Annotated in this window: 11 protein-coding genes; 9 read left to right on the forward strand and 2 right to left on the reverse strand. The window is 71.0% G+C overall.

What is annotated here, in order from left to right:
• Nucleotides 1-149: 149 nt before the first annotated feature.
• From MNOD_RS08565 to MNOD_RS08575, 3 genes are all read left to right on the forward strand, one after another.
• Nucleotides 150-845: an ABC transporter ATP-binding protein gene (locus MNOD_RS08565; RefSeq protein WP_015928459.1), complete on the forward strand. Its 696-nt coding sequence runs from the start codon at nt 150-152 to the stop codon at nt 843-845.
• 13 nt (nt 846-858) lie between these two features.
• Nucleotides 859-3,450, forward strand: coding sequence for an ABC transporter permease (locus MNOD_RS08570; protein WP_015928460.1), 2,592 nt, complete (start codon nt 859-861; stop codon nt 3,448-3,450).
• A 200-nt stretch (nt 3,451-3,650) separates the two neighbouring features.
• On the forward strand, nt 3,651-4,475 hold the full coding sequence (locus MNOD_RS08575) for a Bax inhibitor-1/YccA family protein (RefSeq protein ID WP_015928461.1): 825 nt from the start codon (nt 3,651-3,653) through the stop codon (nt 4,473-4,475).
• A 269-nt stretch (nt 4,476-4,744) separates the two neighbouring features.
• Here MNOD_RS08575 and MNOD_RS08580 read toward each other — a convergent pair whose 3' ends face one another.
• The gene (locus tag MNOD_RS08580) at nt 4,745-5,347 is read right to left on the reverse strand and encodes a TetR/AcrR family transcriptional regulator (RefSeq protein ID WP_015928462.1); all 603 of its coding nucleotides are present in this window, start codon (nt 5,345-5,347) and stop codon (nt 4,745-4,747) included.
• Nucleotides 5,348-5,450: 103 nt separating this feature from the next.
• Nucleotides 5,451-5,648, reverse strand: a complete 198-nt coding sequence (locus MNOD_RS08585) for a hypothetical protein (protein ID WP_015928463.1) — start codon at nt 5,646-5,648, stop codon at nt 5,451-5,453.
• 204 nt (nt 5,649-5,852) lie between these two features.
• On the opposite strand from MNOD_RS08585, the gene MNOD_RS08590 reads away from it, so the two are divergent.
• The 6 genes from MNOD_RS08590 to MNOD_RS08615 all read left to right on the forward strand — a co-directional run bounded on the left by MNOD_RS08590 (nt 5,853) and on the right by MNOD_RS08615 (nt 11,900).
• Entirely contained in the window at nt 5,853-6,434 is a 582-nt protein-coding gene (locus MNOD_RS08590) for a glutathione peroxidase (RefSeq protein ID WP_015928464.1), read from the forward strand.
• Between the two features lie 667 nt (nt 6,435-7,101).
• Complete coding sequence (locus MNOD_RS08595; RefSeq protein ID WP_244424689.1) at nt 7,102-7,875, forward strand: heme-binding protein; 774 nt, start codon at nt 7,102-7,104, stop codon at nt 7,873-7,875.
• 131 nt (nt 7,876-8,006) lie between these two features.
• Nucleotides 8,007-8,486 (forward strand): general secretion pathway protein GspH, encoded by a 480-nt coding sequence (locus MNOD_RS08600; RefSeq protein WP_157091407.1) that lies wholly within the window; start codon nt 8,007-8,009, stop codon nt 8,484-8,486.
• Nucleotides 8,476-9,222, forward strand: coding sequence for a PulJ/GspJ family protein (locus tag MNOD_RS08605; protein WP_015928467.1), 747 nt, complete (start codon nt 8,476-8,478; stop codon nt 9,220-9,222). Before MNOD_RS08600 ends, MNOD_RS08605 begins: the two co-directional genes overlap by 11 nt.
• Nucleotides 9,219-10,082 (forward strand): type II secretion system minor pseudopilin, encoded by an 864-nt coding sequence (locus MNOD_RS08610; RefSeq protein WP_015928468.1) that lies wholly within the window; start codon nt 9,219-9,221, stop codon nt 10,080-10,082. Before MNOD_RS08605 ends, MNOD_RS08610 begins: the two co-directional genes overlap by 4 nt.
• A 183-nt stretch (nt 10,083-10,265) precedes the next feature.
• The gene (locus MNOD_RS08615) at nt 10,266-11,900 is read left to right on the forward strand and encodes a GspE/PulE family protein (protein ID WP_015928469.1); all 1,635 of its coding nucleotides are present in this window, start codon (nt 10,266-10,268) and stop codon (nt 11,898-11,900) included.

Below are 11,900 nucleotides of genomic sequence, written 5' to 3' on the forward strand. Positions count from 1 at the left end.
CGCGAGACCGCCACGGTGGCACCTCAAGAGGTGGCGGAGCCGGGAGCGACCGACCATATCGGGCGGGCGGGCGGTCATGCGATCGTCACTGCGGCTCACCATTCCCTCCGGCGCGTCGTTCCGACGCTCCTCAGATCGGCCACCGATACATGACCGACAAGGCCACCGCACCGGCCATCGCCCTCGATGGCATCGACCTCAGCCTCGGGCGGGGCGCGGCGCGGGTGCACATCCTCAGGGGCATCTCGCTCTCCGTGGCGGCGGGCGAGGCGGTGGGCCTCGTCGGCCCCTCGGGCTCCGGCAAATCCACCCTGCTCATGACCATGGCGGGGCTGGAGCGGCCGGATTCGGGACGGGTCGTCGTCGAGGGCACGGACCTCTCCCGCCTCGATGAGGACGCGCTCGCGCGCTTCCGCGGCCGGCGCATCGGGATCGTGTTCCAGTCCTTCCACCTCGTGCCGACCATGACGGCGCTGGAGAACGTGGCGCTGCCCCTCGAACTCGCCGACCTGCCCGACGCCCATGCGCGGGCCGAGCAGGAACTCGCCGCCGTCGGCCTTGAGCGTCGCCTCCACCATTACCCGGCCCAGCTCTCGGGCGGCGAGCAGCAGCGCGTCGCCATCGCGCGCGCCGTGGCGCCCGATCCGGCGATCCTCGTGGCGGACGAGCCCACCGGCAATCTCGACGAGGCGACGGGGGCCTCGATCGTCGATCTCCTGTTCTCGCTCAAGCGCGACCGCGGCGCGACGCTGGTCCTCGTCACCCACGATCCCGGCCTCGCACGGCTCTGCGACCGCACGGTGCGGCTGCGCTCCGGGCTCATCGAGCAGGCGGCCACGGCCTGATGACGGACATCCCATGCACGGCAGCCTGCCCCCCCTGAGTGCTCCGGGTCCGCGACGCCCGGCGAACCGCCCGCGTCTTCCCCTCACGCTTCGCCTCGCCCTGCGGGAGCTGCGCGGGGGCCTGCGGGGTTTTGCGGTGTTCCTCGCCTGCCTGGCGATCGGCGTCGCGGCGATCGCCGGCGTATCCTCCGTCTCGCGCTCCCTCACCGACGGGCTCGCCCGGCAGGGGCGGATCATCCTCGGCGGCGACGTCGCCTTCAGCCTCATCCACCGGGAGGCGAGCCCGGCCGAGCGGGCCTTCCTGGAGGCGCGCGGCCGCGTCTCGGTGGTCGCCTTCACCCGCGCCATGGCGGTGGCGGGCGAGAAGGGCGCGGCCTTGGTCGAGCTGAAGGCCGTGGGTCCGGACTATCCGGCGGCGGGGGATCTCGTCACCGAGCCGGGCCTCGCTCGCGCCGACCTCTTCGCCGAGCGCGACGGCGCCTTCGGGGCGGCGGTCGATCCGGCCCTCCTCGCCCGCCTCGATCTCAAGCTCGGCGATCGCGTCACGGTCGGGACCGTGCCGATCGTGCTGCGCGCCGTGCTCCAGAGCGAGCCGGACAAGATCGCGAACGGCCTCGGCTTCGGCCCGCGGCTCCTCACCAGCGAGGCGGCCCTGCGCGCCTCCGGCCTGATCCAGCCCGGCAGCCTCAACCGCTGGGTCTACCGGGTCCAACTCGCCGATCCGTCGGATGCGCGGGTCGAGCAGGTGATCGCCGAGGCGAAGGCGGCGCTGCCGGAGGCCGGGTGGGAGATCCGCTCGCGGCTCAATGCCGATCCGCGCTTCTCCCGCAGCGTCGAGCGCTTCACCCAGTTCCTGACCCTGGTCGGCCTCACCGCCCTGATGGTCGGCGGCGTCGGCGTCGCGAATGCCGTGCGCGGCTTCGTCGAGCGCAAGCGCACGTCGATCGCGACGCTGAAGAGCCTGGGCGCCCCGGGCGGCCGGGTGGTCGGCCTCTATCTGACGCAGGTGATGCTGATCGCCGCCCTCGGCATCGCCATCGGCCTGTCGGTCGGGACGGCGCTGCCCTTCGCGATCGAGGCCGCCTTCGCGGATCTGCTGCCGGTGCCGCTGAGCCCCACCGTGGCGCCGGGCCAGCTCCTCGTTGCGGCGCTCTACGGGTTCCTGACCGCGCTCGCCTTCGCGATCGGTCCGCTCGGCCGCGCGCACGACGTCGCAGTCTCGGGCCTGTTCCGCGACACGGTCGATCCGGAGCGGCGCTGGCCGCGCCCGCGCTACCTCGCGATCCTCGGCCTCGCGCTCGCCGCCCTGGTGGCGCTGGCGCTTGTCACGGCCTTCGACCGGAAGGTCGCGCTGATCTTCATCGTCGCGGCGGGGCTCGCCTTCGCGCTCTTGCGTGGCGTGGCGCTCGGCCTGATGGCGCTCGCGCGCCGCCTGCCGCGCCCGGCCCGCGCCGCCCCGCGGCTCGCGCTCGCCAACCTGCACCGGCCCGGCGCGCTGACGCCCTCGATCGTGCTCTCCCTCGGGCTCGGTATCACGCTTCTCGTGACCTTGAGCCTCATCGACGCGAGCATCACCCGCACGCTCACCCGCTCGCTGCCCGAGCGGGCGCCGAACCTGTTCTTCCTCGACATCCCGAGCCGGGACGCCGCGTCCTTCGACCAGCTCCTCGGTGCCGCGGCGCCCCGCGGCAAGATCGAGCGCGTGCCGATGATGCGCGGGCGCATCACCGCCCTCAACGGCCGGCCCGCGAGCGAGATCAAGGCGCCGGAGGACGCCGCCTGGGTGCTCGACGGCGACCGCGGCATCACCTACGCGGAGGATCTGCCGGACGGCTCGCGCGTGACCGCGGGGGCATGGTGGACCCCCGATCAGGCGAAGACCCCGCTCGTCTCCTTCGACGACCAGCTCGGGCGGGCGCTCGGCCTCAAGGTCGGCGACACCGTCACGGTCAATGTGCTCGGCCGCAACCTCACGGTGCCGATCGCGAATCTGCGCCATGTCGAGTGGCGCAACCTCGGCATCAACTTCGTGATGGTGTTCTCGCCCGGCACCTTCCGGGGGGCGCCGCATGCCGACCTCGCGACCCTGACGCTGCCGGAGGGGCCGGACCCGGCGCTGGAGGCGCGCATCCTGCGCCAAGCCGCCCTCAGTTTCCCCTCCGTGACGAGCGTGCGGGTGAAGGACGCCCTTGAGGCGGTGAACGACATCGTCGGCAAGCTCGTCTTCGCCATCCGGGGGGCGAGCGGCGTCGCGCTCGTCGCGAGCCTGTTCGTGCTCGCGGGGGCGCTGGCGGCGGGGCACCGCGCGAGGCTCTACGACGCCGTCGTGCTCAAGACGCTCGGCGCGACGCGGGCGAGGCTGCTCGCCGCCTACGCGCTGGAATACGGGGCGCTGGGGCTCGCCACCGCGGTGTTCGGCCTGATCGCCGGCACGCTGGCCGCCTGGGTGATCGTCACGCAGGTGATGCGGATCGACTTCCTGCTCGACCTCTCGGGGGCGCTCGTCGCGGCCGCCCTCGCGGTGGCGGTGGCGGTCGGCCTGGGGCTCGCCGGGACCTGGCGGATCCTCGGCCACAAGCCGGCCCCTTACTTACGAAATCTGTGACGGTTTAATCCCGGCTCGACGCTGCGGCCGATGGACGTAGCGTCCTGGGGGGAGTGCGGCGAGCTTTGCCGGCCTCGGGCCTTGTGCGGGCCGTCCCAGCCTCTCATATTTCGCGCATGACGCCGTGCTGCGGCGTCCGAGGATCGCGTGAGCCTCGATTTAGGAACTCCCACGCTAGAGAGCTTCCGAAGGAATCTCCCATGGCATTCGAGAACAGCCCGTTCCGGCAGGGCGGCGCGAGCGGGTACGGAGCCCCGATGGGCTACGCCCGCGGCCAAGTCGAGGTCGACCAGGGCCTGCGCGCGTTCATGCTCGGCGTCTACAACAACATGGTGCTCGGCCTCGCCGTCTCGGCGCTGGTCGCGCTCGGCGTCAACAAGCTTGCCACGACCGCCGTCCCGGCGGAGGCGGCCCGCAACGGGGCCGGGCAGATGGTCCGCATCGGCGGCCAGTACCTGACCCAGTTCGGCCTCACCCTCTACACGACGCCCCTGATGTGGGTGGTGGCGCTCGCGCCGCTCGCCTTCATCTTTCTCTTCTCCTTCCGCATGGACCGGATGTCGGCGGCGAGCGCCCGCACGACCTTCCTGGCCTTCGCGGCGGTGATGGGCGCCTCGCTCTCCACGCTGCTGCTGCGCTATACCGGCGCGAGCGTGGTGCAGGTCTTCTTCATCACCGCGGCCGCGTTCGGTGGCCTCAGCCTCTACGGCTACTCCACTTCGCGCAGCCTGTCGGGGATCGGCTCGTTCCTGGTCATGGGCCTGATCGGCCTGCTGATCGCGAGCCTGGTGAACATCTTCCTCGCGTCGAGCGCGCTGCAATTCGCCATCTCGGTGATCGGCGTCGTGATCTTCGCGGGCCTCACCGCCTACGACACGCAGAAGCTGAAGGAGATGTATCTCTACGGCAACTTCGATCAGGAAGCGGCCGCGAAGGTGTCCGTGTTCGGCGCGCTGACGCTGTACCTGGACTTCATCAACATGTTCCAGTTCCTGCTGTCGCTGATCGGCAACCGGAACGAGTAACGGGCGCCGCCACGGTGCCCCATCCCGCCCCGGCCGCTCCGCGGCCGGGGCTTTTTTTGGACTCAATCGAACCTGAGGTGTGTGGAGGCCGCCCCGCTCCTCATGCTGAGGTGCAGGCGATCGCAGATCGCTCAGCCTCGAAGTACCCCGGACCGGTGCTCCCATCCACCAGAGCCTCGGACCACCGTTCAGGTGTGCTTCGAGGGCCGGCTTCCGCCGGCCACCTCAGCATGAGGAGCGGAGCGGCTGCCACGAAGGTCAGGTTCTATTTAGCCGCCCCGCAGGCCCGCGAGCAGGAAATCGATCATCCCGTCCAGGGGCGGGGCGATGTCGCCCGGGCAGCGCACGATCAGGACCGGGTGGCAGTAGCGCAGGATCGCGGTTTGCACGTAGCGGGCGGCCTGCGCCGGATCGGCGACCCGGAACTCGCCCGCCCGGACGCCCTCGGCGATCACCCGCTCCATCACCGCGGTGATGCGGTCGACGTGGTGATGGCAGACCCCCCAGCTCTCCGTCATCGCCGCCTCCACCATCTCGTGCATGCGCGGATTGGCGGTGATGCGCTCGGCGCTGTCGCGATGCAGGGCGTGGATGATCGCCCGCAGGCGGTCCGCCGCCGGTCCGGGCCGGTCGGCCACGGCGGCGATCATGGCCTCGACCTCGCCGGTCAGCCGCTCGACCACCGCCTCGTTGATCGCCTTCTTCGAGTCGAAGAAGCGGTAGACATTGGCCGGGCTCATCCCGAGCGTCTTGGCGATGTCGGCCACCGTGGTCTTCTGGTAGCCGATTTCCTGGAAGAAGCGCGCCGCCGTCGAGAGGATGCGGCAGCGGGTGGAGAGGGCGGTGTCGTCCGGCGGCTCGGCGAGGGTCATTGGGCGAGCCTATAGGGCCACTTCGGAGAGGTTCGGAAGTGCGCGAGGTGCCGCGGTGACGGTTTCGAGTGCCTGTCGCGCGAATGCGCCACCGCGTGATTGGTCACGACCCGAATTGCGAGCCGAGTTGTTCCAGGTATTCGGCAAGATCGAGCCCGCCGACTCGCATGCCATAGGCGAAGCGCATGCCGGGCCGGATCGGGATGCTCTCCCGGCGGGTGGTCAGCGTGAAGGGCTTGGTGCAGACCCATGCCCCATCGCGACGATGCTCGAAGTAATCGAGGATCTCGTGTCGGCCCATGTTCATCTCCGGTGCGGCTCTTGCCCGACAACGTGGCCGTTGCTGGAAAGTTCACGGCGGGACGCGGGTGCCGCTGCACCGCGCGCGAGCTTGGCCAATCCTTGAGTCCGCGGAAAAAGGTTCTCGTGAGGGCGCTCGGCCGGCTTGCCGGTGCCGGTCCGGCGGCCGATCTTATGGGCGCGCGTCCTTCTTCGGAGACCTCCGATGCCGATCGCCCGCCGCGATGCGCTCATCCTGTTCGGTGGCTTGCTGGCGAGCCCCCTGGCGGCTGAGGCCGCCGGGGCCGTCTCCCAGAATGCGGTCACCGCCGCCGCCTTCGGCTTCGACAGGGCCGACGGCACCCGCCTCGCCCTGGCGGATCTCGCCGGCAAGCCGATCCTGGTGGTCAATACGGCCACCGCCTGCGGATACGCGCCGCAATTCGCCGGTCTGCAGCAGCTCTGGACCCGCTTCGGGTCGCGCGGGCTGACCGTGATCGCGGTGCCGTCGGGCGATTTCGGGCATCAGGAGCCCCTCGACGGGCAGGCCATCGTGGAGGCCGCACGGAACAACCACGGCGTGACATTCCCGGTCGTCGCCAAGACGTCGGTGATCGGGCCGAATGCCCATCCCTTCTATCGCTGGGCCGCCGGCGAGAGGCCGGGCGAGACGCCGCGCTGGAACTTCCACAAATACCTGGTCGGCCGCGACGGCCACCTGTCCGGCGCCTTCGCGACGCCGGTCGAGCCCACCGATCCGCGGATCATCACGGCGATCGCCCGCGAGCTCGATCCCCAGGCCGGCTGAGCGGACCACCGGCACCGCCCCCTCGTCCCATCTGCTCGGCTCCTCGCCGGGCAGAGTTGGAATCTCGCTGATCGCGCAGTCGAGTGTCCTCCATTGCCTGATCAGGCCGGTCCTGACGGTCCGATATCCATGTGAATCCACCTATTCTTTCCGGATTCGGGTCGGAATTTCTGGGCGCTTGCCGCCGTTGATTGGCCGCTGGCGGGATGATTCTCTTCTGTTGCGCTGCGGAAGATCGTGGAAGAGATGATCTGCGCCATGGGATCGGAGGCTCGAAATACGTGACTGGAATTTTCGCCCGCGTGCATTGGTGCGATTAGCAAAGGGGGATGCTGTGTACTTGAACAAACTAACATTTGCCTAGAAGGCTGGCTTGAATCCTTGTGGGTTTATGTTGCTAAATTGCAACTTTGCTCGCCAATCGTGCATGAATCCGTGTTGCGGAAGTCTCGACAAGGAAGCCGGCGAAGCTCATTATCTCATTTGCGCCATTCACCTTTTTTCAGCGCGACACGCACTCTCCGGGCCCCGGGAAAACAAGTCGAACGGCGCAGAACTCCGTAGATTTAATGTCCAGGATCGGGACAGCATACCCATTGCCAAGCTTGAACGGCATCGATTCGAGCGGTGCGGTTCGGCGGGGAGGCAGCCAGTGGGGATGCAACTGATGAAGACGATCACGAATTCGCGCCGTGCGATGGCGACGGCTGTCGGAGGGGTGTTTCTCGGCGCCCTCGCGTGCGGTCAGGAGGCGGCGGCGCAGCCGGCTCCGGCACCCAGCCCGCTTCAGGCGTCATGCCCCTTCGACCAGCCCACCCTCGAATATGTGATCCGCCGGGCGGCGCAGGAGGATTCGACCGGCTTCGACAACGACTTCTGGGCGGTCATCGTGAACGTGGCGGGGCAGGTCTGCGCCGTCGCGCATTCGGGGCCGTTCCGCGAGTCGCAATGGCTCGGCAGCCGGCAGATCGCCGCCGCCAAGGCCTATACGGCGAACGCGTTCAGCCTCAACCTGCCGAAGGGCCCGCTCTCGACGGCGCAGCTCTACGGCTTCGCCCAGCCGTCGCCGAGCGGCGGCAACCCGCTCTTCGGGCTCGAAGGCGGCAACGTGGAGAGCAGCCTCGTCTATGCGGGCGACTACGCCACCTTCGGCACGCCGAACGATCCGCTGGTGACGCAGCGCGTCGGCGGCACGATCACCTTCGGCGGCGGCCTCGCCCTCTACCAGGGCAACCTCAAGGTCGGGGCCATCGGCGTGTCGGGCGATACCGCCTGTGCGGACCATTCCGTCGCCTGGCGGGCCCGCTTCATCCTCGGCGCGGAGGGCCCCGGAACGGACAAGCTGCCCTTCGTCAACAACGCCTCGCCGCAGTCCGGCGGGCATCCGCGCTGCCCGAACGATGCGGGCACGCAGGGCGCGATCTTCCCGCCGAACTCCTGATCCTGGCCGTCCGGCGCTAAAACCGGCGCGGGAGGCGGCGCGTGCCGCTTCCCGCGCTCGACCCGGGCCCCGGTCCGGCGTATCCGCTTCGAGATGCGGGCGTCCTTCGAGGGAAGGCCAAGGCGGAACCGATGCTCTCAGGTCCTTGCAGGTGGTATCCGCAGCGACCTCCCGCGCGGGATCCGTCCGGCGGCTTCGTCCTCCTCGAACTGGTTCTCGCCCTCACGATCCTGTCCCTCATCGCCGCGCTCGCGCTGCCCTGGGCCCGGCCCTTCGACGGGCCCGCGCGGCTGGGGATCAAGGCGCACGAGATCGCCGTGCTGCTGCGGCGCGACCGCGACGCGGCCCGGCGCGCGCAGCGCAGCGTGAGCACCGAGGTCGACCTCCTGAGCCGCACGGTGCGCTCGGGCGCCGCCAACGGGGAGGTGGCGGTGCCGTCCGCCTTCGCGCTGCGGGTGGTGGCACCCGTGATCCGCTTCTCGCCCGATGGCAGCGCCTCGGGAGGCGCCATCTTCCTGGCCGGCCAGCAGAAAGGCGGCATCGTGGCCGTCGCGGTCGACGACCTGACCGGCGCCGTGACCGTGACGCGGGGAGAGCGCCATGCGCCGTGAGCGCGATGCGATCGCCGGCTTCTCCCTCGTCGAGGTGCTGGCGACGCTGGCGGTCGGCGCCGCGATCCTAGCCGCGCTCGCCTCCTTCGTCTCCCTCCTGACGCGGCAGGCCGACCGCGTGGCCGTGGGGGCGCAGATGCGCGAGGTGGTCGGGCAGAACCTGGGCATGCTCGCCCAGGCGGTCGCGCGGGCGGAGCGCCTGCGCTGGGCGGGAACGCCCCCCCGCTTCGTCTTCGCCGGAACCAGCGAGACGCTCCTCTTCGCCCTCGACCGGCGGGATGCGGCCGGCATCCGCACGCAGGTGATCGAGATCCGGAGCGTCGCCGGTGCCGAGGGCGGGGCATTCGAATGGCGCGAGGGGTCCTTCGACCCGGGCCTCACCGATGTCGCCCAGGTGAGCTTCGGGGCGGCGCGCAGCCTCCCGATCGGGGATGCGACCCTGCGCTTCGCCTACGTGACCCCGGGCACCCCCCGGACGCCCGAGATCCTCACGGATGACTGGCCGGCGAGCGATGCCCTGCCGGATGCCGTGCGCCTCGCGCTGATCGACCGGCGCTCGGGCGAGATCCGCTCCACCCTGCGGGTTCCGCTCCTCGTCGGCGCCGAGCCCGGCTGCCTGTCCCCCCGCAAGGCCCTCTGCAGCCGCTTCGACGAGCGCAAGGCCCCGGCCTCGGACGAGGAGGCCTCCTCCATCGCCGCGATCGTCGGGAGCCTGCCCTATCAGGTGCGGCGATGAGGCGGGTGCGCGGCCGGGACGGCTTCATCCTGATCGCCACTCTGGGCGTGCTCGCCCTGCTCGCGAGCCTCGCCGGAGGCGCCGCCCTGCTGACCCGCGGGGCTCACGACGGGGTGCGGACCGCTTCGGAGGTCCTGCGGCTCGACGCCCTGGTCCGGGCCGGGATTGATCTCGCCGCCTATCAGCTCCTCGGCCTCCGCCTGCCGCCCGACCGCATCGCGGGCGAGATCCGCCTCGACGACGGCACGGTCCGGATCGCGGCGAGCGACGAGACCGGCCGGATCGACCTCAACTGGTCCGATCCGGCCCTGCTTGCCGCCGCCGCCCGGGCGGCCGGTCTGCGCAGCCTTCCGCCGGCGGCTTTCGCCGCCGCGGCGGTGGCGTGGCGGACGCGCAACGAGCCACCATCCGGCGCCGGGCCACCCGCGCGCGTGGGGGACGGCCCGGCCGCGGCTCCGAAGCGCGAGGGATTCCGCACGGTCGACGACCTGCGCTGGCTCCCCGGCCTGTCGGCGGATGAGATTGCGGGCCTCTCCGACCTCCTCACCGTGCACAACCCGTCCGGCAGGGTAAACGTGCTCGCCGCGCCCGACGCGGTGCTCCTCGCGCTGCCCGGCGCCACCCCGCGGATGGTCGAGGAGGCTGCGGCGCTCCGCCGGCTGCCGCCCGCACAGGCCGCCGATCAGGTCGCGCGGATCTTCAGCGGGTCATCGTCCTTCGTCACGGCAAAGCCCGGCGGGGCGTTCCGCCTGCGGGTCGAGGCGCGCCGCGGCCCGGCCTCGATGCGGGCGGTGACCGTCGTCCTGATCGGGTCGCCTCCGGATGAGGCACCGTATTTCCTGACGGAGTGGCGCGACTAAGCCGGATCGGCTGGCGCGACGAGGCCACTTCGCGCCCTGTGATGCCCATGACACAGGCGTTGAATTTGTATTGCCGAGCGGATCCTTCTGCGCTGAAGGCCGGATCTCCGCGGTGGACTTCCGGTGTGCGGTGGGCGACGAGTCGATGAGAGCGGCCGAACGGGCCGGTCCGGGGAGTGATCCGTGGGGGCGCTGGAACGATCCGCCACGCGCGAGGCGGTCCCGCTGGCCGAGGTCGGGCTCGACGGCGCGGAGGCGGTCTGGCGCGAGGGCCGGATGGCCGCGGGCGAACTCGCCGACGCCGTCGCCGCCCATTACGGATTGCCGCGCTTCGATCGCGATGCCGTCGCGGCGCTGCCGGACCTGACGGCGGGGCTGTCCCGCCGGTTCCTGCGCGACGCCTTCCTGTATCCGGTCGCCGCCCCGGATGGGCCGGTCCTCCTCGCTGCCGATCCCGGCAACGAAGAGGCCATCCAGGCCGTGGGGCTGGCGCTGGGGGCAGAGCCCCGCCTCGGCGTGCTCTCCTTCGAGGAGATCGCGGACCTCCTCGCCCGCGGGACGCCTGCGGAGGCGGAGCCGGAGGCGGGCGCGCGGCCCGCCCGGACGGATCTCGGCCTCTCCGACGACGTAGAAGCGCTGCAGGATCTCGCCCGCGGCGCCCCGATCGTGCGGGCGATCGATGCGCTCCTGGAGCGGGCAGTCGAGACGGGGGCCACCGACATCCATCTGGAGACCGGCCGGGAGGATCTGCGGGTCCGCTTCCGCATCGACGGCCGCCTGCGCCTGCAGCAGACGCTGCCGCGGGACATGGCCCCGGCGATCATCTCGCGGGTCAAGATCCTGGCCGGCCTCGACATCGCCGAGCGGCGCCTGCCGCAGGATGGCCGCACCACCGTGAAGGTGCGCGGCGGCGAGGCGGATCTGCGCATCGCCGTGATGCCGACCCTCTACGGAGAGACCGCGGTCCTGCGCATCCTGCTCAAGGACACGCGCCTCCTCGACTTCGCCCGGGTCGGCCTCATGCCCCGGGACCAGGCGGCCCTCGAGCGGATCCTGGCCGAGCCGCACGGGCTCATCATCGTCACCGGACCGACCGGCAGCGGCAAGACGACCACGCTCGCCACGGCGATCTCACTCCTCAACGATCCCGCCCGCAAGATCGTCACGGTCGAGGATCCGATCGAGTACCAGATCCCCGGCATCCACCAGACCCAGATCAAGCCGGCGATCGGGCTCACCTTCGCGAGCGCGCTGCGCTCCTTCCTGCGCCACGATCCCGACGTGATCATGGTCGGCGAGATGCGCGACCGGGAGACGGCCGCGATCGGCATCCAGGCGGCGCTGACCGGCCACCTCGTCCTGACCACGCTCCACACCAACAGCGCGCCCGATGCGGTCATCCGCCTCGCGGATATGGGCGTCGAGCCCTACCTGATCGCCTCGTCCCTGCGGGGCGTGGTCGGCCAGCGGCTGGTGCGGCGCCTGTGCGAGCGCTGCCGGATGCCCGACCCCGCCGGCGAGGAGGCGCTCGACGGGATCTGCCTGCGCCGCGGCCTCGCCCGGCCCGAGGGCGGAGCGCTCCACGCGCCGGTCGGCTGCCCGCATTGCGGTGGCAGCGGGTTCCGCGGCCGGATCGGCGTTTTCGAGATCATGCCCGTGGATGACGGCCTCACCGGCCTGATCCGCAAGGAGCCGGATCCCCTGGCGCTGCTGCGGGCCGCCCGCACCGCCGGCATGACCACGATGCTGGAGGACGGCCTCGCGAAGGCGGCAAGCGGCCTCACCTCGCTCGACGAGGTGATGCGCTTGACCGGGTAG

The sequence above is a fragment of the Methylobacterium nodulans ORS 2060 genome (assembly GCF_000022085.1).
Lineage (GTDB): Bacteria > Pseudomonadota > Alphaproteobacteria > Rhizobiales > Beijerinckiaceae > Methylobacterium > Methylobacterium nodulans.